The sequence below is a fragment of the Mucilaginibacter aureus genome (assembly GCF_053514885.1).
Genome location: NZ_CP170601.1, coordinates 5,415,974 through 5,439,026, shown reverse-complemented (window position 1 = coordinate 5,439,026; position 23,053 = coordinate 5,415,974). Strand labels below are relative to the sequence as shown.

The 23,053-nt window shown below is 44.7% G+C and carries 20 protein-coding genes; 5 read left to right on the top strand and 15 right to left on the bottom strand.

The window, feature by feature from the left end; translation table 11 throughout:
- Positions 1-173: 173 nt before the first annotated feature.
- Both ACFGVR_RS23480 and ACFGVR_RS23475 read right to left on the bottom strand, forming a co-directional pair.
- Complete coding sequence (locus ACFGVR_RS23480) at positions 174-1,436, bottom strand: amidohydrolase family protein (RefSeq protein WP_448700140.1); 1,263 nt, start codon at positions 1,434-1,436, stop codon at positions 174-176.
- Positions 1,433-2,248 carry a hypothetical protein gene (locus ACFGVR_RS23475; protein WP_448700138.1) on the bottom strand — a complete coding sequence of 272 codons (816 nt, stop codon included), beginning with the start codon at positions 2,246-2,248 and terminating at the stop codon, positions 1,433-1,435. The genes ACFGVR_RS23480 and ACFGVR_RS23475 overlap by 4 nt, the downstream gene beginning before the upstream one ends.
- 69 nt (positions 2,249-2,317) lie before the next feature.
- On the opposite strand from ACFGVR_RS23475, the gene ACFGVR_RS23470 reads away from it, so the two are divergent.
- The 4 genes from ACFGVR_RS23470 (at position 2,318) to ACFGVR_RS23455 (ending at position 5,610) form a co-directional block, all read left to right on the top strand.
- On the top strand, positions 2,318-2,887 hold the full coding sequence (locus ACFGVR_RS23470; RefSeq protein ID WP_448703052.1) for an RNA polymerase sigma factor: 570 nt from the start codon (positions 2,318-2,320) through the stop codon (positions 2,885-2,887).
- A complete protein-coding gene (locus ACFGVR_RS23465) occupies positions 2,877-3,641 on the top strand; it encodes a hypothetical protein (protein WP_448700137.1) in 765 nt (254 codons plus the stop codon). The genes ACFGVR_RS23470 and ACFGVR_RS23465 overlap by 11 nt, the downstream gene beginning before the upstream one ends.
- Positions 3,642-3,672: 31 nt before the next feature.
- Positions 3,673-4,476: an outer membrane beta-barrel protein gene (locus ACFGVR_RS23460; protein WP_448700136.1), complete on the top strand. Its 804-nt coding sequence runs from the start codon at positions 3,673-3,675 to the stop codon at positions 4,474-4,476.
- A gap of 120 nt (positions 4,477-4,596) precedes the next feature.
- Positions 4,597-5,610, top strand: a complete 1,014-nt coding sequence (locus tag ACFGVR_RS23455) for an ABC transporter ATP-binding protein (RefSeq protein ID WP_448700135.1) — start codon at positions 4,597-4,599, stop codon at positions 5,608-5,610.
- 90 nt (positions 5,611-5,700) lie between these two features.
- Here the strand turns inward: ACFGVR_RS23455 and fabF are convergent, their stop codons facing one another.
- The 11 genes from fabF to ilvD form a co-directional block, all read right to left on the bottom strand.
- Positions 5,701-6,945, bottom strand: a complete 1,245-nt coding sequence (gene fabF, locus ACFGVR_RS23450) for a beta-ketoacyl-ACP synthase II (protein ID WP_448700134.1) — start codon at positions 6,943-6,945, stop codon at positions 5,701-5,703.
- Positions 6,946-7,163: 218 nt separating this feature from the next.
- Positions 7,164-8,225 (bottom strand): 3-isopropylmalate dehydrogenase, encoded by a 1,062-nt coding sequence (gene leuB / locus ACFGVR_RS23445; RefSeq protein WP_448700133.1) that lies wholly within the window; start codon positions 8,223-8,225, stop codon positions 7,164-7,166.
- A gap of 244 nt (positions 8,226-8,469) precedes the next feature.
- Complete coding sequence (locus tag ACFGVR_RS23440) at positions 8,470-9,987, bottom strand: alpha-isopropylmalate synthase regulatory domain-containing protein (RefSeq protein ID WP_448700132.1); 1,518 nt, start codon at positions 9,985-9,987, stop codon at positions 8,470-8,472.
- A 162-nt stretch (positions 9,988-10,149) separates the two neighbouring features.
- Positions 10,150-10,746, bottom strand: coding sequence for a 3-isopropylmalate dehydratase small subunit (gene leuD, locus ACFGVR_RS23435; protein ID WP_448700130.1), 597 nt, complete (start codon positions 10,744-10,746; stop codon positions 10,150-10,152).
- 83 nt (positions 10,747-10,829) lie between these two features.
- Positions 10,830-12,236, bottom strand: a complete 1,407-nt coding sequence (leuC, locus tag ACFGVR_RS23430) for a 3-isopropylmalate dehydratase large subunit (protein ID WP_448700129.1) — start codon at positions 12,234-12,236, stop codon at positions 10,830-10,832.
- A 43-nt stretch (positions 12,237-12,279) separates the two neighbouring features.
- A complete protein-coding gene (locus ACFGVR_RS23425) occupies positions 12,280-13,446 on the bottom strand; it encodes a 2-isopropylmalate synthase (protein ID WP_448700128.1) in 1,167 nt (388 codons plus the stop codon).
- 148 nt (positions 13,447-13,594) lie between these two features.
- Positions 13,595-14,368, bottom strand: coding sequence for a class I SAM-dependent methyltransferase (locus ACFGVR_RS23420; RefSeq protein ID WP_448700127.1), 774 nt, complete (start codon positions 14,366-14,368; stop codon positions 13,595-13,597).
- A 61-nt stretch (positions 14,369-14,429) separates the two neighbouring features.
- Positions 14,430-15,488: a ketol-acid reductoisomerase gene (gene ilvC, locus ACFGVR_RS23415; RefSeq protein ID WP_448700125.1), complete on the bottom strand. Its 1,059-nt coding sequence runs from the start codon at positions 15,486-15,488 to the stop codon at positions 14,430-14,432.
- Between the two features lie 160 nt (positions 15,489-15,648).
- On the bottom strand, positions 15,649-16,239 hold the full coding sequence (gene ilvN, locus ACFGVR_RS23410) for an acetolactate synthase small subunit (RefSeq protein ID WP_448700124.1): 591 nt from the start codon (positions 16,237-16,239) through the stop codon (positions 15,649-15,651).
- 32 nt (positions 16,240-16,271) lie between these two features.
- Positions 16,272-18,011, bottom strand: a complete 1,740-nt coding sequence (gene ilvB / locus ACFGVR_RS23405; protein WP_448700123.1) for a biosynthetic-type acetolactate synthase large subunit — start codon at positions 18,009-18,011, stop codon at positions 16,272-16,274.
- An 83-nt stretch (positions 18,012-18,094) separates the two neighbouring features.
- Positions 18,095-19,792 (bottom strand): dihydroxy-acid dehydratase, encoded by a 1,698-nt coding sequence (gene ilvD, locus ACFGVR_RS23400; RefSeq protein WP_448700121.1) that lies wholly within the window; start codon positions 19,790-19,792, stop codon positions 18,095-18,097.
- A gap of 537 nt (positions 19,793-20,329) precedes the next feature.
- Between ilvD and ACFGVR_RS23395 the strand changes: the two genes are divergently transcribed.
- Complete coding sequence (locus ACFGVR_RS23395) at positions 20,330-20,836, top strand: gamma-glutamylcyclotransferase family protein (protein ID WP_448700120.1); 507 nt, start codon at positions 20,330-20,332, stop codon at positions 20,834-20,836.
- Positions 20,837-21,011: 175 nt separating this feature from the next.
- On the opposite strand, the gene atpC is transcribed toward ACFGVR_RS23395, so the two are convergent.
- Together atpC and atpD are read right to left on the bottom strand one after the other, a co-directional pair.
- Entirely contained in the window at positions 21,012-21,269 is a 258-nt protein-coding gene (gene atpC / locus ACFGVR_RS23390; protein WP_448700119.1) for an ATP synthase F1 subunit epsilon, read from the bottom strand.
- Between the two features lie 139 nt (positions 21,270-21,408).
- The gene (atpD, locus tag ACFGVR_RS23385; RefSeq protein ID WP_448700118.1) at positions 21,409-22,911 is read right to left on the bottom strand and encodes a F0F1 ATP synthase subunit beta; all 1,503 of its coding nucleotides are present in this window, start codon (positions 22,909-22,911) and stop codon (positions 21,409-21,411) included.
- Positions 22,912-23,053 lie beyond the last annotated feature (142 nt).

Below are 23,053 nucleotides of genomic sequence, written 5' to 3'. Positions count from 1 at the left end.
GCTTACACCTCCAATATACGCAATTATTGGCAAATTGGCAACAGGTTGCCATGCAATTTACTCCATGTCATTTCAAGCGATAGCGAGAAATCTTCTGCTGTAGACTGGTATTGAAGCAGAAGATCTCTCCTTCGGTCGAGGTGACAAGGTGTATAAGGTCTTTACAGGTATTACTACTCCTTCTTCACCATCACCCCGTCCTTCATCACCATACGCACCTGTTTCATCAGTTTAATATCATCAATGGGGTTGCCTTTAACAGCAACCAGGTCGGCAAGGTAGCCGGGTTTAATATTACCTAAGTTGTGCAGACCAAATACTTCGGCATTTACCGAGGTGGCCGAGCGCAGTACATCTACGGGTTGCATGCCGTACTCAACCATCAGCAGCATTTCGCGGGCATTATCCCCGTGAGGGAACACGCCTACATCGCCGCCAAAGCAAATGGTAACGCCGCTTTGCAGGGCCGCGGTAAAGCTTTTGTGTTTCTGGATAATGCGCTCGGGCTCGGGATCAATGCCTTTGCGCCAGCCTTTATAACCCGTAGTGGCTTCGGCAGCGGCTATGGTAGGGGTTAGGGCAACGCCTTTTTCCTTCATCAGCTTAAATATCTCGGGGGCGCCTCCATCGCCATGTTCAATGGTTTTAATGCCGGCCAGCACGGCCCGGCGCATCCCCTCGGCGGTACCGGCGTGCGCAACCACCATCCGGCCGCTGCTGGCTGCAACATCAACAACAGTTTTTAACTCATCGATGGTAAAGGTAGGGGCAGGGGTATCGTTCAGTCCCCAACGATAGTCGGCATAAACTTTAACCAGGTCGGCACCGTTACCTATCTGGGTGCGGGCGGCTTTGGTTAAGGCATCGGTACCGTCGGCTTCTTCGGCGCCTTTGGGTATTAGGGCCTCGGTAACCAAACCTTTTGGCCCGTAACTGCCGGTAGCTACAATGGCCCGGGTGGCAACCAGCATGCGTGGACCGGGGATAATACCTTTATCTATGGCTGTTTTCAGGCCCACATCGTCGTACCCGGCACCTTCGGTACCCAGGTCGCGGGTGGTGGTAAAGCCTGCCATCAGCGTAGCGTAGGCATGCGTAACGGCACGGGCGGTGCGCTCGGCGCGGCTTTCGGTCAACACCTGGTCGTTCCATGATGTTTCGTTATAGGGATGCAGAAACAGGTGCGAGTGCCCCTCGATCAGTCCGGGCAGCAATGTCATCCCCGGAAGGGAAATAACCTTGACCAACTGAGGCGGATGGATAGCCGATGGCTCGCCTGCGGCTTCTATATGATTGCCTTTTACCAGTACCCACCAGCCGGGGTGCATAGTTTGCCCGTCGAAAACACGGTCGGGTTTAAACAGGGTGGCGGTGTCCTGAGCTCTTACAAACGTTGTTAATAATACAAATAAGATTATAGGAATGTTCCTTTTCATGTTTCTTGAGACTTTTTATTAAATTCTTTTATTGAAATTGGTGTAGCATTAGACCAAAAATTATGATTTCTTTTAATCTGTTTAATTAACTCACACTGGTTTCCTTCAGTTATAATAACATCAACATAAGGATACAAAGCGGACATAAGTATATCCGGTATGTCACTTTCTTCCCCTTTTCTCTTTGATTGGAGGTATTTGTAATGTTTCATATAGGATATTGACAAAAGTGATGGAAACTTATCAATAGGGAATTCTTCCTCCGCATCTACATATTTACGAAGCACATTAGGTATATACTCACTTGCTAACATATAAGCAGCCATCGATACACTGAATTGTAGTTTTGATAACACTTTTAAATCTTCTCTGGAATATATATTTGATGCTTCTTGGGATATAAATTGAAATGTTTGGGAACGACTGTTTTTAAACTTAATATTTTTGATATTGGTAATATGTTCTTCAATTAAACTGATTATATCAATATTGTTTTTTGTTTTTAACATACTTGCCAGGATGGGAGATATTATGATTTGATCATTATTAAAATGTTCAAATTCACTTTCAAACATCAATTGTTCAGATTTAAGTAATACGCAGGGAAGAACAGTAATGACGGATATTACTTCATCATAAATAGAATGAGATTTTAATTCCCATAATGAGTAAGAGGAAATAGCCATGATTCCATCAGCAAGAACAAGGTTTAATAGTTTACTTCCAAATCCAGGGCGATCTTTTACCATATTGCTTAGTGCGCAAGTATCCAGATAATATAACTTATAATCTTTGCCATTTAAATTTACCATTTATAAATATTAAATTTTTTTTCACCCCATGCAACCATTTGCTTAAACATTTCATCTTACCTTTAAATGATGTTTTTGGAACACAACCTTACTATAGAACAATTAATAAAAGGCTGCCGTAACGGTGAGCGTAAAGCGCAGGAAGGACTGTACAAATCCTTCGCGGCAAAAATGCTGGGCGTTTGTATGCGTTACGCTACCGATAAAATGGAAGCGGAGGATATGTTGCAAAACGGGTTTATTAAGGTTTTTAATAAGATGAACGATTTTAGAGGCGAGGGATCGTTTGAGGGTTGGATACGGCGCATTATGGTGCATACATCTATCGAGTATTATCGCAAACATCATAAAATGATGCAGGCAATTGATATCGATACCGCACACGAGGTACCGGGTGCCGATCCGCTTGCATCATCAAACCTGGGTGTTAAAGAGTTGCTTGCACTGATACAGCAGCTGCCGCCGGGTTACCGGATGGTGTTTAACTTATATGCTATTGAAGGATACAGCCATAAAGAGATAGGAGAGATGATGACGATTACCGAAGGGGCATCAAAATCACAACTATCAAGGGCCAGAACAATATTGAAAGAACAGATCACAAAATTAGAGGGAAAGAGATATGAAAATGTCGGATAAAGAACTTGATCAACTATTTAACGCTGAACTAACCGACCTGGAGGTTGCGCCATCGGCCGAGTTGTGGGGTAAAATAGTGCCCGAAATACCTGGCAGCAGCAAAACGCGGTCGGGCCTGGCACCCATGCTGAGCATCGCGGCAACGCTGGTGATACTGCTTACCGCGGGCCTGTTGTTTATGCCGCGTACACAAAAACTGGCCCTGCATGGTAATCACGACCCACAGCAAACGATAACTGAAGCGGTGGCTGCCGTAACTGAGCAACCACAGGATACCGAAGAGGTGCCGGATATAACAGGCGAGCAGCCGGTAACAGAGCAGCCTCAAACGGCAGTGGCTGTTAAATCAGCTAAAACAGATTATGCAATTAATAAGGGCAAACAGGGCACACCAGAGATAGTTAACCCGATTGACAGCATGCCGGCTTTAACTTTGATTAAACCGGTAAACATTGGTAAACCCGATAAGCAGGATAACAATAATAATCTCATCAAACCTGTTACCCCGGTTACTAATAGTATTGCCGTTAATGTTGCGCCTAAAACCGATCCATTGGCAACCAAAACAACCGAAACGGTTAAAAAGAAAAAGATACACAGCCTGGGCGATTTGCTCAATGTGGTAATTGCCAAGGTTGATAAGCGCGATAATAAGATCATACAGTTTGGCAGCGGCGGCGATGACGACGATGATGACCTGCTGAATGTTACCGGTGTAAACCTGGGCCCAATAAAAGTTAAAAAACAAAATTAAATCAGTTTAAAAAATAAACCCCACAAATAGTATGAAACGTTTAATAATTACCGCAATATTTTGCGGGATGCTGGGAAGCGTATATGCTCAGCAGAAATCAGATCCGAACAAAAGTAAATCGGATACCATCATCATCAAGCATAAAACCTGGTATAACAAAGCCTTGTATAAGGATTCGATTAAAAAAGCAGAGGCTAAAAAAAACAATAACGGTTTTTCGATAGGCGTATCATTTTATGATTTTCACCTGGGTTTTGCTACCCTGCTCGATAACGGCAGCTTTACGTTATCGCCAAAAAACAGCTTTTTAAACTACAGCCAGGGCAAAACAAGCTATGTAGGTTTTAGCTTTTTTAAATTTGGATACCGTTTTAACGATCACTTTAAAATATGGGTATCAGGCGGTTTTGACTGGACCCACATACGCCTGCAAAAAAACATTAACATAGTGCCCGATGTCCCGACCCTAACCTATGTAGTTGATACCGTTAATCATTTTACAAAAAACAGGTTCACGTCAAACTACCTGATGGTACCGCTTGCGTTCGATTTCAGGACATCGCCCGACAGGCACAATAACCGCTTCCATGTTATTGCCGGACCCGAGGTTGGCTTTCTGATAGATGGTATGCAAAAACAAATAAGCCCCGAACACGGTAAAACCAAAAACTATAACGATTTCCATTTCGACCGCTTTGAGATCGGAGGATCTTTAAAGGTAGGCTATGGCAGCTTTGGCCTATTTACCAAATATTTCTTTAACGATATGTTTGTGAACAGCCCCGACCAGAAAGGTTTAAAGAGCTTTAACTTCGGCCTGCAGTTTGGGTTTTAAATAAGTTATTAGGTTATTGGTTATTGAGCTATTAGGTATTGGTTATTGAGTTAACACAATAACTGCCCTGCAATAACTCAATAACCTAATAACTCAGTAACTATTTTTATCTTTACCGGCATGTTAACCCCATCTTTTTTAGACGCGGTATCGGTAACTAAAAGCTATAGTAACGATAAGAAATCGGGCGTAAATAACATTACCCTCTCCATTAAACAAGGAAAAATTACAGCCATTGTTGGCGAAAGCGGCAGCGGCAAAAGCACCCTGCTTAAACTGTTGTACGGCTTGCTAAGCCCTCTGCAAGGCGAGGTGCTTTTTAAAAGCGAGCGGATCATCGGTCCCGAAGAGAAGCTGATTCCCGGTCACGACCGTATGAAGATGGTTACCCAGCATACCGACGACCTGAACCTGTTTGCAACCGTTTGGCAAAATGTATCGGCGCTGCTGCCCAATACCGATCTTAAATATAAAGAAACGCAAACCGAAAAAGCATTAAAACAGATGAAGGTTTGGGATTTGAGAGATCAGCGTATAATTGATTTAAGCGGCGGCGAAAAGCAACGGGTAGCTATTGCCAAAGCACTGATCACCAACCCGGAGGTGTTGTTTTTAGATGAACCTTTTAACCAGGTTGATGCTTCGTTTCGCGAAGGTTTGCAGCAAAATATCCGCACCATAGTAAAAGATACAGGTTTAACGGTTGTGCTGGTATCGCATGACCCTGCCGAAGTACTCTCGATGGCCGATGACCTGGTTGTGATCAGGCAGGGCGAAATTGTTGAGGCCGGTACTCCGGAAGAATTATACCAAACCCCGGGTATGCTGTATACTGCGCAAATACTATCCAACTGCTCGGTGTTAACAAAAGAACAGGCCAAGGTTTGCGGTATTGAAACCGAACATGATACCGTTGCCATTAACCCCGAAAATATAGAGATCGTTAACAGTTGGGGCAAAAAGAAGGACTGGACGGTTACTCAGGTATTATTTAAAGGTTTTTTTGAAGAACTGATTATCGAAAAAGCAGATACAAAATTGAGGGTGCTTAACCTCGAGCGTGATAAATACCCGGTTGGCACGCCGCTGAGCATCCGCATTAAACAGCATTTGGAGTACGGGCAGTGGAAATAGTAGTGGCAGTTTAGAGTTGCAGTAGCAGTTATTTTTATAACTCTTTTTAAAAGTTTTTACTGCTGCTAATAACTGCCACTGCTACTTGTTTTACACCCCCTTAAACACCACAATACCATTATGCCCGCCAAAACCAAAGGTATTGCTCATGGTTACATTGACTTTTTTCTGTAAGGCTTCTTTTAATACGATATTAAGGTTTTGAGGTATTTCCGGATCTATTTCGGTAGTATTGATAGTTGGTGGTATAATACCATCGCGGATAGCTAATAAACAAATGATCGACTCAATAGCACCTGCGGCACCCAGTAAATGCCCCGTCATGGATTTGGTAGCGCTAAGGTGCAGTTTGGTTTTTTGGGTGCCGGTAAGCGTGGCGATAGCTTTGGTTTCGGATAGATCGCCAACGTGTGTCGAGGTAGCGTGTGGGTTGATATAATCTACATCTGTTATACTTAGTCCTGCTTCTTTTAAAGCCATTTGCATGGCGCGGATAGCACCGATACCTTCAGGATGTGTAGCCGTCATGTGATAAGCGTCGCCGGTAGCGCCGGTACCAGCCAGTTCAGCATATATTTTGGCACCACGAGCTTTAGCGTGTTCGTATTCTTCCAAAACCAAAGCGCCTGAACCTTCGCCTATCACAAAACCGTCGCGGTGTATATCAAACGGGCGCGAAGCATGTTCAGGATCATCATTGCGTACCGACATCGCCTTTAAGGCACAATACCCGCCGTAAGATGACTCGGTTATAGGCGCTTCTGAACCGCCGGTGATGATAATGGTAGCCTTACCCAAACGGATGTTATTAAAAGCATCCATTAAAGCGGTATTAGAGCTGGCGCACGCCGAAACCGTGGTATAGTTTGGCCCCATATAACCATGCCGTATGGATATCATACCCGAGGCCATATTGATCAGCGCTTTTGGTAAAAAGAAAGGGTTAAAGCGGGGTACATAATTACCGTTAACATACTCCTTCATTTGCTCTTCGAAAGTAATGGTGCCACCATGCGCGCATCCCCATATCACTCCCACATCAAAGGGCGACATTTTATCCAGCTCGAAACCCGAGTCGGCTATAGCCTGATCAGTAGCTGCCAACGCGTATTGGGTAAACAGGTCGTTACGCTTAATATCATTACGGTCGAGCACTGCGGTAGCATCAAAACCTTTCAGCTCGCAAGCCGCGTGGCTGCGGAAGGGTGTAGCATCAAACCGTGTAACCGGCGCAGCACCGCTTTTACCTGCAACAATATTTTTCCAAAACGTTTCGGCATCATTACCCAGTGGGGTCAATGCGCCAATACCTGTTACTACAACTCTTTTCAGCATGGGTTCGTTCAATTACGGGGCGAAGTACTTAAAAAAATCAAAATATCCCTAATGAAATGTTTGGATATGATTTCGCGCAAACACGCATCAGTCGCTAAGAAAAGGCTTTAAAAATCTTAGCGCCTTTGCGTGCTTATCACTTTCGTATCAACAAAAAAGCAGCCCGTAAACAGACTGCTTTACTGAAAGATTCAGGTTTTACTTGGTTAAAGTAGGTTTTAGATATTTTTAGCCAGCCAATCGCCAACTTCGCTGGTTTTGTAAGCTTTACCTTCTTTGCCGGCAAGGTCTTCGGTCACTATACCTTCGGCAAGCGACTTGTTCACCACTTCGCGGATCAGTTCGGCTTCTTCTTTCAAACCAAAGGCATCCTCGAACATCATTGCGGCCGAAAGTACGGTAGCCAACGGATTGGCAATATCTTTACCGGCTGCCTGCGGATATGAACCATGAATAGGCTCGAACAACGAGGTGTGCACACCGATAGAAGCAGACGGCATCAGGCCCATCGAACCCGAGATAACAGACGCTTCGTCGGTCAGTATATCGCCGAAAAGGTTTTCGGTGATCAATACATCATAGCTGTTCGGCCATTGTACCAAACGCATGGCAACCGCGTCAACAAATTCGTAGCTCACCGTAACTTCAGGGAAATCTTTTTCCATGTCCTGCACGGTTTCGCGCCATAAGCGTGAAGTTTCCAAAACGTTGGCTTTATCCACGCAGCACAGTTTTTTACCACGTGCCATCGCCATTTCAAAACCTAATTTAGCCAGGCGTTTTACTTCTTCGCGGGTGTAGGTACAGGTATCAAAAGCGGTGTTGCCGTCATCTTTGCGGCCACGCTCTCCAAAGTAAATACCACCGGTTAGCTCACGCAGAATGATCAGGTCGGTACCCTCAATACGCTCGCGTTTTAAAGGCGAGTTATCGATCAATGACGGGAAGGTAAACGTTGGACGAACATTGGCAAATAACCCCAGTTTTTTACGCATTTTTAACAAACCCTGCTCCGGGCGAACGGTTGCCTTAGGGTCGTTATCAAAACGCGGGTGACCGATAGCGCCGAACAATACCGCATCGGCAGCCATACAAACTTCGTGTGTCGAATCGGGGTACGGTTCTCCAACGGCATCAATAGCTGCCGCGCCGGTTAAGGCTGATGTCCATACAATTTCGTGGTTGAATTTTTTTGCGACAGCGTTTGATACTTTAACAGCCTGGTCAATAACTTCCGGACCGATGCCGTCTCCTGCCAAAAGGGCGATGTTTAATTTCATTGTTTTATTAGTGTTTTGCCTTTTCTCAAAACTTATTTGAATAGTTGTTGAGAATGGAGGTATAATATTTAGTTACGTGTTATTATTCTTCTGTTTTATCCGGGCGTTACCTTCGGCCCGGGCTGTACGCTCATACTGCACAGGCATTAAGCACAAGGCCGGTATCCGCTGCCATCCCTAACGCAGGCATTTTGTAAATATCTATATTAAAGTTGTCTTTGATCCTTGGTCTTTGCTCTTTAATCTAAATAATGTTCAGCATCTTCTGCGTAGCCTTAATGGCGCATACTGTTTGATCCGAATCCAGGCCACGGGTAATAAATTTCTTTTGCTCTGTCTCCCAGGTGATAATGGTTTCGCACAAAGCATCGCTGCTGCTACCCGGCGCAATGCGCACCGCGTAATCAATCAGCTTTGGCAAACGCCTTTTCTTTTTAGTATAAACCTTGGTCAACGCATTCATAAAGGCATCAAACTGGCCATCACCCTGGGCGTTCTCTTCAAACTTCTCACCATCAATAGTGATAGATATCGTTGCTGATGGGCGCAAACCCATCGAGTTCATCAGCACATAGGATTGTACAGTAACCTTCTCCTCGTACAAACTGCTATCCAACACATCCGAAATGATGTAGGGCAGATCCTCCTTGGTTACCGTTTCCTTACGGTCGCCTAGTTCAATTACGCGCTGGGTCACTTTCTTCAGGTCGGCGTCGTTAAGTTTTAAGCCTAACTCCTGCAGGTTCTTTTCGATATTGGCTTTGCCCGATGTTTTACCAAGGGCGTACTCGCGCTTGCGACCAAACCGCTCGGGTAGCAAGTCGTTAAAATACAGGTTGTTTTTATTGTCGCCATCAGCATGGATACCGGCAGTTTGGGTAAACACGTTTTCGCCAACAATAGGTTTGTTGGATGGGATGCGCACACCCGAAAAGGTCTCCACCAATTTGCTCACCTTGTATATCGACGATTCTTTCAGGCGCATATCCACGTCCTTCGCAAAATCTTTAATTACTGCGATCACGCTGGCCATAGGGGCGTTTCCCGCACGCTCGCCCATACCGTTAACAGTAAGGTGCAAGCCATTTACGCCTGCTTTTACTGCTTCCAATACGTTTGCCGTACCCAGATCGTAGTCATTATGGGCGTGGAAATCAAAATGTATTTCAGGGTATTTAGCGCGTATTTCGGTCAGATATTTGAAGGTCTCCTGGGGCGTTAAAATGCCTAAAGTATCGGGCAGTAATATACGTTTTACCGCTTGTTTGGTCAGAAAATCCAAAAATTCAAACACATACTCCGGCGAGTTGCGCATGCCGTTACTCCAGTCTTCCAGGTAAACGTTAGTAACAATGCCGTGGCTTTCGGCCATATCAATTACCTGCTTAATTTCGGCAAAGTGCTGCTCCGGTGTTTTTTTAAGCTGGTGGGTGAGGTGGTTCATCGAACCTTTAGTGAGCAGGTTTTGCACCCTGGCACCCGAGTTTACCATCCAGTCGATAGAAACGCCGTTATCCACAAAGGTGAGCACTTCTATTTTATCGGCATAACCGTTTTCGTGAGCCCAGTTTAAAATGCTTTTCACAGCCTGAAACTCACCGTCGGATACACGTGCCGACGCGATCTCCACGCGGTCGACATGCAGTTCTTCTAAAAGTAACTGGGTGATGGTCAGTTTTTCGGATACAGAAAACGACACTCCCGAGGTTTGTTCCCCGTCGCGAAGTGTAGTGTCCATTATCTCTATTTTCTTTCTTTCCATTTAATGGATAAGGTTATTGGCTGTGTGTAACTACACACATTTGGTGAGAACTACTCTGTGTACTTTGTGTTTTTCTCAGTGTTCTCTGCGGTTAATTTTAGCACAGAGGACACCGGGATTCTCGCAAAGTTCACAGAGCTAAGCAAGAGTGTTTTATATTTTTTAAAGCGGAAGCTGAGCTGAAAACTCCTCAATATCCGATTTAATGTTCAGCAGGTAATCAATATCGTCGAAACCATTCAACAGGTTCTCTTTTTTATACGGACTGATGTCAAAACTTTCTTTTTCGCCGGTAGATAACAAAGTAACGGTTTGCTGTTGCAGGTTAACTTCAACTTCAGTTTTTGGGTTGGCATGAATTGAGGTGAAGATCTTCTCAGCAAATTCAGGGCTAACCTGTACCGGCAGCACACCGATGTTTAAGCAGTTGTTTTTAAAGATATCGGCAAAAAAGCTTGATATCACACAGCGGAAGCCGTAATCGTAAATTGCCCAGGCAGCGTGCTCGCGCGATGAACCCGAACCAAAGTTTTTACCACCAACCAGTATTTTGCCACTGTAAACAGGGTTGTTCAATACAAAGTCTTGTTTAGGGCTGTTATCCGGATTATAACGCCAATCGCGGAAAAGGTTATCGCCAAAGCCAACACGTTCGGTAGCCTTTAAAAAGCGAGCCGGGATGATCTGGTCGGTATCTACATTCTCTATCGGTAGTGGTACCGCGGTGCTTGTCAGTATATTAAATTTATCGTAAGCCATTTTTTTTGAGTTTATAGTCGATGGTCGATAGTCCATAGCAAAAAATATCTATGGACTATCGACCATGGTCTATGGTCTTCTTCTTAAACTAATTCTTCAATTAACGTTCTCGGGTCGGTTACTACACCGGTAACTGCTGCTGCTGCTGCAACTAACGGGCTGGCCAGCATAGTGCGTGCACCGGGGCCCTGGCGGCCTTCAAAGTTGCGGTTTGATGTACTCACCGCGTATTTGCCTGCAGGTACCTTATCATCGTTCATGGCCAAACAGGCAGAACAACCTGGCTGACGCAGTACGAAACCTGCTTCGGTTAAAATATCCAGCAAACCTTCTTCTTTGATCTGACTCTCTACAATGTGCGAACCCGGTACCAGCCAAACAGTAACGTCATCGGCTTTGTGTTTGCCTTTTACAAGGGAAGTAAACGCCCTGAAATCTTCGATACGGCCATTGGTACAGCTGCCCACAAATACAAAATCAACTTTTTTGCCGATCATTGATTCACCTTCGTGGAAACCCATGTAACCTAACGATTTCTCGTAAGTGGCGGCACCCCCTTCAACATGTGCAGCATCGGGTATCTCGTGCGAAATGCCCATGCCCATGCCCGGGTTGGTACCATAGGTGATCATCGGTTCGATAGTCGAACCATCAAAAGTATATTCTTTATCAAAAACAGCATCAGCATCTGTTTTTAAAGTTTTGTAGTATGCCAAAGCTTTGTCCCATGCTTCGCCTTTAGGGCTAAACTCGCGGCCTTTTACATAGTTGATGGTCGTTTCATCCGGAGCGATCATACCGCCGCGGGCACCCATTTCGATGCTCAGGTTACAAACCGTCATCCGGCCTTCCATGCTCATGTTTTCAAAAACATCACCGGCATACTCTACAAAATATCCTGTAGCGCCTGATGTTGTTAATTGCGAAATAATGAACAGCGCAACATCTTTCGGGGTAACACCAAAACCTAATTTGCCATTAACGTTGATACGCATTTTTTTAGGCTTAGGCTGCATAATACATTGGGTAGCCAACACCATTTCCACTTCGGATGTACCGATACCGAATGCTATCGCACCAAAAGCACCGTGGGTTGAGGTATGGCTGTCGCCGCAAACAATGGTAGCGCCTGGTTGGGTAATACCATATTCCGGACCAACAACATGTACAATACCATTTTTTTGGTGACCCAAACCCCAGTGGCTAATGCCGTATTCGTTCGAGTTGGTTTCCAAAGCTTTTAACTGGTTAGCCGAAAGCGGATCGGCAACCGGTAAGTGCTGGTTAATGGTTGGCGTGTTGTGATCGGCCGTAGCAAACGTACGGTTAGGGTATAAAACCCTGATGCCGCGGCTTTTTAAACCTAAAAAGGCAACAGGGCTGGTTACTTCGTGGATAAGGTGGCGATCGATAAAAACCACATCGGGACCGCCCTCTATCTTACGTACCACGTGCTTGTCCCACACCTTATCAAATAATGTTTTGCTCATTTTTTTATTTCTAATTAATATCTATCTTTTTCAGATGACCGGTTTATGCTAATTGCTTTACAGCTTTCATCAACAAAGTTAAATCATCATCATTAATATCCAATTTACTGTCGGCTAAGGTTAAAAACCGGGTGTATGCACCGGCTAATTCGTCCTTATCCAGGCTATAGCCTAAACGCTCCAAATGGAACTTTAAGGCATGACGGCCGCTGCGTGCGGTTAGTACGATACTCGCGTTCGGGAAGCCTACGTCTTCCGGGCGAATGATCTCGTAATTTTCGCGATTCTTCAAAAAGCCATCCTGGTGTATACCTGAGCTATGTGCGAAAGCGTTGCTACCTACGATAGCTTTATTAGGCTGTACCGGCATGCGCATCTGTGTGCTTACCATGCGGCTCAGTTCGTAAAAGTTTTTGGTGTTGATGTTGGTGGTTAAGCCTAAACCGGTATGCGTTTTCAGGATCATTACCACCTCTTCGATAGAAGTGTTGCCTGCGCGCTCTCCGATACCGTTAATGGTACCCTCGATCTGACGGGCGCCGTTTTGTAAGCCTGCAATAGAGTTTGCAGTGGCTAAACCCAGGTCGTTATGGCAATGTACCGAGATAATTGCCTTATCGATATTTTTAACGTTCTCTTTTAAAAATTTGATCTTTTGGCCGTATTGGTCTGGCAGGCAGTAGCCGTTAGTGTCGGGTATGTTTACCACGGTTGCGCCTGCCGCGATGACCGCCCCCACCATTTTGGCCAAAAAATGTACATCTGCACGACCGGCATCTTCGGCATAAAACTCAATATCTTCGACGGATTTTTTGGCATACTTCACTGCTTCAACAGCACGCTCCAATATCTCTTCGCGGGTGCTATTAAATTTATGTTTGATATGCATGTCAGACGAGCCGATACCGGTATGGATCCGGGGATGTTTGGCATATGCCAAAGCCTCAACAGCGGCATCGATATCCCCTTTATTGGCACGGGTAAGCGCGCACACGGTTGGGTTTTTAACCGCTTTTGATATCTCAACAACGCTTAAAAAATCACCCGGACTGGAAATAGGGAAACCAGCCTCAATAATGTCAACACCGAGGGTTTCGAGTTCCTTAGCAATTTCAACTTTTTCAGGGGTTGTCAACTGGCAACCGGGCACCTGCTCGCCGTCGCGCAGCGTGGTGTCGAAAATATAGACATGGTTCGGATCGTGTAACATTTGTCTTAGATTTGAGATGTTAGATATTAGATTTGAGATTTTTCTCTTATCATATACCTGCCATCGGTTTTTATTTTATTTTTTTCTTGTCGGATCAGTTTTTGAATTGTGCAATATGTTATAATCTCCATATCTCACATCTCAATACTCAAATCTCTTTAACAGCGCTAAATCGCAATCTTTTATAATCCGAATACCATTGCCCGTTCTGGTAATAGTCGGGGCGGAGTATTTCGGTAATTTCTTCCAGCATCAGCTGTTTTTGTTCTGCCGGTACACCTTCAAAATAAGGTGAACCAAACATGGAGATCCATTTGGTTACTCCAAGGTCGCCGTCCTGTAAAGGTGTCGGCCTGTCAAAATGGATAGCATAGGTTACCTTAAAACCATGTGCTTCCAGTTCGGCAGCGTATTCGCCCAAGCTGGGGAAACGCCATAATTCAAGTTCGGCCTGTTTATCGTAGCCGTATTTTATTAATGTGTTTTTAATGGCTGTTATCAGTAAGTCCACGTTGCCTTTGCCGCCCATTTCGGCTACAAAACGGCCGCCGGGCTTTAGGCTGTTGTAAACGCACTTCATCATGCCATCATGATCTTTTACCCAATGCAATGCCGCGTTACTAAATATGGCATCGAACGGCTCGGTAAAGCTGAACCTTGATGCATCGGCAACCGCAAAATCAACCAAAGGGTAATTTGCTTTTGCTTGTGCGATCATATCCGGCGAAAGATCGGTACCCAAAACATCGGCACCTAAATTTCTGATCTGCTGTGCCAGGTAACCTGTGCCGCAACCAATATCAAGGATACGCTCACCGGGTTTTACATCCAGCAACTCCAACACACTTTCGCCAAATTGCGATACAAAGGCGTGTTTTTGGTCATATAGTTCAGCGTTCCATTTCATGATTCTGGATCTCACAGATTTGATTTGATTTAACAGATAGCGATGGGTTTCAAACCCATCGCTATGTAAGATGTTGTTATGCTTCTACCGGCTGGTTCTCAGGGCGTAAACTGCGTACAGTTTTGCCTGCCTGCCATAATTCGCTGTCGCGTAATTCTTTCAGTTCAGCATCCAATTTTACACGGTAATCCGGTTGGCTGTTGCTGTCGATAGAGCGTTGTGACTCTTTACCGGTAGCTACGCTTTCGTATAATTCTTCAAATACCGGTTTAGTTGCATCGCGGAATTTTTTCCACCAATCCAAAGCACCGCGTTGTGCAGTAGTTGAGCAATTGGCGTACATCCAATCCATACCGTTCTCAGCAACTAAAGGCATTAACGATTGGGTCAGCTCTTCAACAGTTTCGTTGAAAGCTTCAGATGGCGTGTGGCCTTTTGAACGCAGTACATCGTACTGAGCTGCAAAAATACCCTGGATACATCCCATCAGCGTACCACGCTCGCCGGTTAGATCGCTGTATACTTCTTTTTTAAAGTTGGTTTCGAACAGGTAACCGCTACCCACAGCGATACCTAAAGCGATAACACGCTCAAACGCTTTGCCTGTAGCATCCTGGAAGATAGCGTAGCTTGAGTTCAAGCCACGGCCTTGCAGGAACATACGACGCAGTGAAGTACCCGAACCTTTAGGCGCAACTAAAAATACGTCAACATCGGCAGGTGGAACGATACCGGTTTGCTCTTTGAAAGTGATACCAAAGCCGTGAGAAAAATATAAAGCTTTGCCCGGAGTTAAATGTTTTTGAACAGTTGGCCATAAAGCTATCTGTGCAGCATCGCTCAACAGGTAGCAAATAATGGTACCGCGTTGCAGTGCTTCTTCAATTTCAAAAAGAGTTTCGCCAGGTACAAAACCATCAGCAATGGCTTTATCCCATGTTTTTGAATCTTTACGCTGACCAACAATTACGTTGATACCATTGTCTTTTTGATTTAACGCCTGACCGGGGCCCTGAACGCCGTAACCGATAACTGCTACGGTTTCGTTTTTTAATACTTCCTGTGCTTTAGCTAACGGGAACTCTTCGCGGGTTACTACATTCTCTAAAGTGCCGCCGAAATTTAGTTGTGCCATTGTTTTTGTTTTTATTGATTTTGATTTCACCGATGATTTTTTGATTTCACCGATTGTTTTGATTTGACTATTTATTTATTTATCTGATTTCACCGATGATTTTTTGAATACACCGATTGTTGTTCTTGCTTCGTGCCTCTTGCTTCCAGCTTCCGGCTCATTACATCGTAAATACTTTCTCGCCTTTATTCAGGTATTCGTTCTCGTAAACATCTTCACCTGGTTCCAAACGCTCAAACTCACGCAGTTTGCTGTTAAAGCCATCGCTGTCTTTAATAATGGCTACACGTGCGCTGCGTACAAATTCTATCAGGCCGTATGGCTGTAAAATTTTAATGAGCTGATCTGTTTCTTCGCGGTGACCAGTGGTTTCGAACACGGTATAATCTTTACGGATCACTACCGCACGGGCGCCATTTTCGCGCAATAAGCGTTCAACGCTTACCTTTTCGGCAATAATATCTGTTGATACCTTGTACAGTGCCATTTCCTGCCATATCACATCCTCGTTGGTATGGTAATATACTTTTAATACTTCCACCTGTTTCTCGATCTGGCGGCAAAGTTTGCGCACCACTTCTTCCGTTTCGGTTATCACGATATTGAAGCGGTGTATGCTGTCAATTTCGGATGGTGAAGTATTAAGGCTGTCGATGTTTATCTTACGACGCGTAAATATGATGGCGATACGGTTTAACAACCCGATCTGATTTTCGGTGTAAACGGTAATGTTATATTCTTGTCTTTCCATTTTGCTTTGTCTTGGCTCTTGATTCTTGACTCTTATTTCAAACGGATCTCGCTTACACTACACCCTTGCGGTACCATCGGGAATACGTTATTCTCTTTGGTTACCATCACCTCTAACAGGAAGGAGCCCTTGTGGTCAAGCATTTCTTTCAGTGCGCCTTGCAGATCGGCGCGCTCGCTGATGCTTTTGCCTGCAATGCCATAACCGCTGGCTACAGTTACAAAATTGGGGCTCTGGATATCCACAAATGAGTAACGACGTTCGTTAAACAGCTCCTGCCATTGGCGAACCATGCCCAGGAAACGGTTGTTTAAAATAATGATCTTTACATCAATGCCGGTTTGCATAATGGTGCCCATTTCCTGCAGGGTCATCTGGAAACCGCCATCGCCGGCAATGGCAACAACTGTGCGGTTAAGCGCGCCAAATTTAGCGCCAATAGCGGCAGGCAGGGCAAACCCCATGGTGCCTAAACCACCACTGGTAACATTGCTACGGGTATTGTTAAATTTGGCATAACGGCAGGCCACCATTTGGTGTTGGCCAACATCGGTTACAATAATCGCTTCACCTTGAGTAAGATCATTTAATTGCTTGATCACTTCGCCCATGGTCATTTCGCCTTCGGTTGGGTTCAGTTCTTTTTCAATAACTGCTTCCACTTCCTGGCGGGTATAGTCGTGAAACTTATTGAGCCATTCGGTATGTTTTTTTTCGTCAACCAGTTTGGTTAATAAAGGCAAAGTCTCTTTACAATCGCCCCAAACCGGAACGGTTGATTTTACATTTTTGTCGATCTCGGCCGGATCGATATCCAGGTGAACAACCTGTGCCTGTTTGGCATATTTATCTAAACGACCGGTTACGCGATCATCAAAACGCATCCCGATAGCGATCAAAACGTCGCACTCGTTAGTTAATACGTTTGGCCCATAATTGCCGTGCATACCTAACATACCTACGTTTAACGGGTGATCTGTCGGGATAGCACCGGCGCCTAAAACCGTCCATGCGGAAGGGATACCGGTTTTTTCGATGAAAGTTTTAAACTCCTGTTCGGCACCACCTAATATTACACCCTGGCCAAAAAGGATGAACGGCTTTTTAGCTTTGTTGATCAGTTCGGCAGCTTGCTCAACATAAGTATGCCTCACTACCGGTTTGGGTTTGTAGCTGCGGATATGGTTACACTTAACGTAGCCCTCAAAATCAAACTTTTGGATCTGTGCGTTCTTGGTAATGTCGATCAAAACCGGACCCGGTCTGCCGCTTTTTGCGATGTAAAAAGCTTTGGCGATAACTTCCGGAATTTCGGTAGCATCGGTTACCTGGTAGTTCCATTTGGTTACCGGTGTGGTGATATTGATCACGTCGGTTTCCTGGAACGCATCGGTACCCAAAAGATGTGCAAACACCTGGCCGGTAATGCAAACCAAAGGTGTGCTGTCTATCTGCGCATCGGCTAAGCCGGTGATGAGGTTTGTAGCGCCCGGTCCGCTGGTAGCGAAAACTACGCCTACCTTACCCGATGTGCGCGCATAGCCCTGGCCAGCGTGTATACCGCCCTGCTCGTGGCGAACTAATATGTGCTCTAATTTATCGTTATAATCGTAAAGGGCATCGTATATGGGCATGATAGCGCCGCCCGGATAGCCAAAAATGGTTTCAACACCTTCGGTTATCAATGCCTCTAATAAAGCTACAGAGCCTGAAACGTTAACAGTTTCTTTTTTCTCAGCTTCAATTGTTATGTCTTGTTGTGCAACTTCCATGTAAGTAGTTGTTAGTTATTAGTTATTGTGTTGTTGGGTTATCAGGCAACCATTCACTGCTCGCCATCCTCCACTCACTCTCTCTATTGATCGGTTACGCAACCTTCGGCTGCGGTTGATACCGATTTAGCATATTTATATAACAAACCTTTGCTGACTCGGAGCTTTGGCTGTTGCCAGGCCGCGCGGCGTGCCGCAATCTCCTCGTCGCTCACTACCAGATCGATGGTGTTATTTATAGCATCGATAATGATCTTATCGTCATCATTAACCAGTCCTAATAAACCACCGTCAAAACATTCGGGGGTAATGTGGCCAACTACAAAACCGTGAGTACCGCCGCTAAAACGGCCATCGGTAATTAAAGCAACCGAAGCGCCTAACCCTGCGCCAAATATGGCCGAGGTTGGTTTCAGCATTTCGGGCATGCCCGGAGCACCTTTCGGTCCAACGTTTTTAATAACTACCACATCGCCGGCTTTTACTTTGCCGCTTTGTATGCCTGCTATCAATTCAAACTCGCCGTCGAATACACGGGCTGGACCTTCAAAACGCTCGCCCTCTTTGCCGCTTATTTTGGCAACGCTGCCGCCTTCGGCCAGGTTTCCGTATAATATCTGTAAGTGGCCGGTAGCCTTGATGGGTTTTTCCATCGGCCAGATCACCTTTTGAGTATCAAAATTTATTTCAGCAATGTCGGCTAAGTTCTCAGCCAGTGTTTTCCCGGTAACGGTTAAACAATCGCCATGCAGCCAGCCTAATTTTAACAGGTATTTCATTACTGCGGGCACACCGCCAACGTTGTGCAGGTCTTCCATCATGTATTTGCCACTTGGCTTCATATCGGCTAAAACCGGTATACGGTTACTTACCGCCTGGAAATCATCCTGCGTAAGCGCAACATCAACACTTTTTGCCATAGCTATGAGGTGCAATACGGCGTTGGTCGATCCGCCTAACACCATTATAGTTACGATAGCATTTTCGAAAGCTTTGCGGGTCATGATATCCGATGGCTTGATGTCTTTTTCCAGCAACACGCGGATAGCTTTACCTGCTGCCAGGCATTCCGCTTTCTTTTCATCGCTTAACGCTGGATTTGAAGAGGAGTAAGGCAAGCTCATGCCCAAAGCTTCGATAGCTGCGGCCATGGTATTAGCTGTGTAGATACCACCACAGGCGCCGGCGCTTGGGCAGGCATTTTTGATGACGCCCATAAAATCAACGTCATCTATCTGTCCGGCTATTTTTTTACCTAATGCTTCAAATGCTGATACGATATTGAGGTCTTCACCTTTATAGTGGCCTGGTTTAATGGTCCCACCGTATACCATAATAGATGGACGGTTCAAGCGTCCCATAGCCATAACTGAGCCCGGCATGTTTTTATCGCATCCCGGCAAGGTGATCAGGCCATCATAATATTGTGCACCACATACCGCTTCAATCGAATCGGCAATCACATCGCGGCTAACTAACGAGTAGCGCATACCCTCGGTACCGTTGCTCATGCCATCGCTTACGCCAATGGTGTGAAATATCAAACCTACCAATTCTTCATCCCAAATGCCTTGCTTTACAATTTTAGCCAGATCGTTGAGGTGCATGTTGCAGGTGTTACCATCGTAACCCATGCTTGCCACGCCCACCTGCGCCTTTTTCATATCATCATCCGTAAGGCCAATTCCATATAACATGGCCTGGGCCGCAGGCTGGGTAGGATCTTGCGTTAGTGTTTTGCTGTATTTGTTGATCTCAACGGTATCGGTAGTAGTACTCATATTCTGTTTTTAAAATCGGTCTTTACAAAAAAAACGCCTTCTTATTTTTATTGGGAAGGCGTTTTTGGTGGTTGTATTTATTATAGTTTAAAACGCTTCCCGCAATTATGTACCGGTGCCAGCACCAGCAAAATTTGAATACCCACAACACTGAGCAGAATACTGTTAAGAATGACCGAAATCCGGCTTCTTAAAAGTGTTAAGTTAACTGCTATATCAGGGTTCATTTTGTATTGAATTTCTATATCTGTAAGATAGGCAGTTGGATTTTAACAGGCAATACCCTATAATGCTTTTTTGAAATAAGTATATAATTTCGATTTTGTATTATTAACGATATAATATATTGATAAATTGCATTGCGTGAAATTTATAATGGTATACCGTATACCAAAGTTAAATTTGGTATACGGTATAACTTTTGTCAGATTTTTGTAACGAGCCAAAATTCTGCCTGAAATTGACTTACTGGCTCAAAAATTGTGTAAATTTAGTTATGCTTTTCATGGGAGAAAAGTGTCGCAAAAAACTACAATCATGATCTTATTTGCTTATGCCTCTAACATGAATGTAAAGGACTTTAAACGGTCGTTGCCATCAGCCCAAAAACTGGGAAACGCTCACTTGCCCGGATATGCTTTTGCATTTAATAAAACAGGGAAGGACCGGTCGTCGAAGGCAAACGTTGTGCTGGCTGATAATCCGGATGTGCCGGTGTGGGGAGTGCTGCTTGAATTTAGCGACCAGGATGCCCGGATGTTTGATAAAGGCGATTGGCACAAACACATGGAGCTAAAGCCGATGCAGTGTGTTGATGAAAAAGGAGATTTTGTAACTGCGCATGTGTTTATTTCGTTGCCGCACGCAGTTAACGAGTATTTGCTTCCGTATGAATGGTATAAAGAAAAGTTGGTAACCCTTGCTGTGATGGAGAAATTACCCGGTAATTATGTAGCCGCCCTGAAACTGATGCCGGCTAAACCTGATCCTAATACTAAACGTGCGGAGCGAAGGATGAAGAAGTTTAGAGAAAGCCTTGATTGATTTCGGAATTCGAATGTTCGATTTCGGATTTTTTTCAGAGTTGATTGGCCTGGCCGCATTGGTTCGACAAGCTCACCATGACATTCCCGCGCTCCGGTTAAATCCTTCGTAAGTATAAAAACAAAAAAAGCTCCGGATATTCTCCAGAGCTTTTATACCTTATACTATAAAGTAATTATTTGCCTTCGCGCTGGGCAATGCCCTCGGCTAAAACAACTACCTTGTTATCCAGCACTTCAACAACGCCGCCTTTAACCAGGTAAACATCTTCGTGACCGCCGGTACGAACGATCAACTTGCCATCATCTAAAGTTGAGATGATAGGAGCGTGGTTGTTCAATATTTCAAACGACCCCATAGTGCCCGGAACGGTTACCGAACGAACTTCGCCTTCGAACACTTTTTTATCGGGAGTAAGTATTTCTAAATTCATTTCTGTTTAGTATTGCGTAGTGAGTATTGCGTATTGCGATATAAATATCAAATGAGCTACCTCAATACTTTGTTAGTTAATATTGTGTACCGCGAAAAGAGTAAAACTCTCAATACGCAATACGCATATCTCAATACTATTAGTTTGCTTCCGCTAACAGTTTTTTACCTTTTTCAATAGCATCATCAATAGTACCAACAAGGTTAAATGCACCTTCAGGGTATTCGTCAACTTCGCCATCCATGATCATGTTGAAACCTTTGATGGTATCTTTAATGTCAACCAATACACCTTTTAAGCCGGTAAACTGCTCAGCTACGTGGAAAGGTTGTGATAAGAAACGTTGTACACGGCGTGCACGCGATACCACCAATTTATCTTCCTCGCTCAACTCGTCCATACCTAAAATGGCAATGATATCTTGCAATTCTTTGTAACGTTGCAGGGTTTCTTTAACACGTTGAGCGGTGTTGTAATGCTCATCGCCTAATACTACCGGGTTCAAAATACGTGAAGTTGAATCCAGTGGATCTACCGCAGGGTAGATACCTAACTCGGCAATTTTACGTGATAATACTGTTGTAGCATCTAAGTGGGCAAAGGTTGTAGCCGGCGCAGGGTCGGTCAAGTCATCCGCAGGTACGTAAACGGCCTGTACAGATGTGATCGAACCACGTTTGGTTGAAGTGATGCGTTCCTGCATCAAACCCATTTCGGTAGCCAGTGTTGGCTGGTAACCTACCGCCGATGGCATACGGCCTAACAAAGCCGATACTTCGGCACCTGCCTGGGTAAAACGGAAAATGTTATCCACGAAGAAAAGGATATCTTTACCCTGGCCTTCGCCTTCACCATCACGGTAATATTCGGCAACTGTTAATCCCGAAAGGGCAACACGTGCACGTGCACCCGGCGGCTCGTTCATCTGACCGAATACCAGGGTTGCTTTTGATTCTTTTAATTTTTCTTTATCAACTACGCTTAAATCCCAGCCGCCTTCTTCCATTGAGTGTTTAAAAGCATCGCCGTAGTTAATTACGTTCGATTCGATAAACTCGCGCAGTAAGTCGTTTCCTTCGCGGGTACGCTCACCTACACCGGCAAACACAGATAAACCTGCATAAGCTTTCGCGATGTTGTTTACCAATTCCATGATCAATACAGTTTTACCTACACCGGCACCACCGAACAAACCGATCTTACCACCTTTTACATAAGGCTCTAACAAATCGATAACCTTGATACCGGTATAAAGTACTTCGGTTTCGGTTGATAACTGATCAAATTTTGGCGGTTTGTTGTGGATAGGATAACCTGCTGAGTTATCTAAAGTATCGATACCATCAATAGCTTCGCCCACAACATTCAATAAACGGCCCTTGATCTTTTCTCCAACAGGCATTTTAATAGCCGATTTTGTATCTAAAACAGGCATACCGCGTAATAAACCGTCGGTCGAGTCCATCGCGATGGCACGTACACGGTCTTCACCTAAATGTTGTTGAACTTCAAGAACGATCTTTTGGCCATTCTCTTTTGTGATCTCTAAAGCGTCATAAATACGTGGAAGCTCAGCGTCATTTGCAAAGCTTACGTCAACTACCGGACCAATGATCTGTGCTATTTTTCCAATGTTTGGCATACTATCTGGGTAATTCTTTTTTAAATTATCACTCACAACCCGTTTTTTGATGCCGGGCTGTTTCGGGTTGCAAAATTAAGCTTTCTATCCGATAATCAAATACTTCGGCGAAAGAATTTATCAACGTTGAAAAAATATAAAA

Bases quoted from the DNA above. Each gene is read 5' to 3' on its own strand.
- ACFGVR_RS23480 (WP_448700140.1), bottom strand. From the start codon at position 1,436: ATGAAAAGGAACATTCCTATAATCTTATTTGTATTATTAACAACGTTT.
- ACFGVR_RS23475 (WP_448700138.1), bottom strand. From the start codon at position 2,248: ATGGTAAATTTAAATGGCAAAGATTATAAGTTATATTATCTGGATACT.
- ACFGVR_RS23470 (WP_448703052.1), top strand. From the start codon at position 2,318: ATGTTTTTGGAACACAACCTTACTATAGAACAATTAATAAAAGGCTGC.
- ACFGVR_RS23465 (WP_448700137.1), top strand. From the start codon at position 2,877: ATGTCGGATAAAGAACTTGATCAACTATTTAACGCTGAACTAACCGAC.
- ACFGVR_RS23460 (WP_448700136.1), top strand. From the start codon at position 3,673: ATGAAACGTTTAATAATTACCGCAATATTTTGCGGGATGCTGGGAAGC.
- ACFGVR_RS23455 (WP_448700135.1), top strand. From the start codon at position 4,597: ATGTTAACCCCATCTTTTTTAGACGCGGTATCGGTAACTAAAAGCTAT.
- fabF (WP_448700134.1), bottom strand. From the start codon at position 6,945: ATGCTGAAAAGAGTTGTAGTAACAGGTATTGGCGCATTGACCCCACTG.
- leuB (WP_448700133.1), bottom strand. From the start codon at position 8,225: ATGAAATTAAACATCGCCCTTTTGGCAGGAGACGGCATCGGTCCGGAA.
- ACFGVR_RS23440 (WP_448700132.1), bottom strand. From the start codon at position 9,987: ATGGAAAGAAAGAAAATAGAGATAATGGACACTACACTTCGCGACGGG.
- leuD (WP_448700130.1), bottom strand. From the start codon at position 10,746: ATGGCTTACGATAAATTTAATATACTGACAAGCACCGCGGTACCACTA.
- leuC (WP_448700129.1), bottom strand. From the start codon at position 12,236: ATGAGCAAAACATTATTTGATAAGGTGTGGGACAAGCACGTGGTACGT.
- ACFGVR_RS23425 (WP_448700128.1), bottom strand. From the start codon at position 13,446: ATGTTACACGATCCGAACCATGTCTATATTTTCGACACCACGCTGCGC.
- ilvC (WP_448700125.1), bottom strand. From the start codon at position 15,488: ATGGCACAACTAAATTTCGGCGGCACTTTAGAGAATGTAGTAACCCGC.
- ilvN (WP_448700124.1), bottom strand. From the start codon at position 16,239: ATGGAAAGACAAGAATATAACATTACCGTTTACACCGAAAATCAGATC.
- ilvB (WP_448700123.1), bottom strand. From the start codon at position 18,011: ATGGAAGTTGCACAACAAGACATAACAATTGAAGCTGAGAAAAAAGAA.
- ilvD (WP_448700121.1), bottom strand. From the start codon at position 19,792: ATGAGTACTACTACCGATACCGTTGAGATCAACAAATACAGCAAAACA.
- ACFGVR_RS23395 (WP_448700120.1), top strand. From the start codon at position 20,330: ATGATCTTATTTGCTTATGCCTCTAACATGAATGTAAAGGACTTTAAA.
- atpC (WP_448700119.1), bottom strand. From the start codon at position 21,269: ATGAATTTAGAAATACTTACTCCCGATAAAAAAGTGTTCGAAGGCGAA.
- atpD (WP_448700118.1), bottom strand. From the start codon at position 22,911: ATGCCAAACATTGGAAAAATAGCACAGATCATTGGTCCGGTAGTTGAC.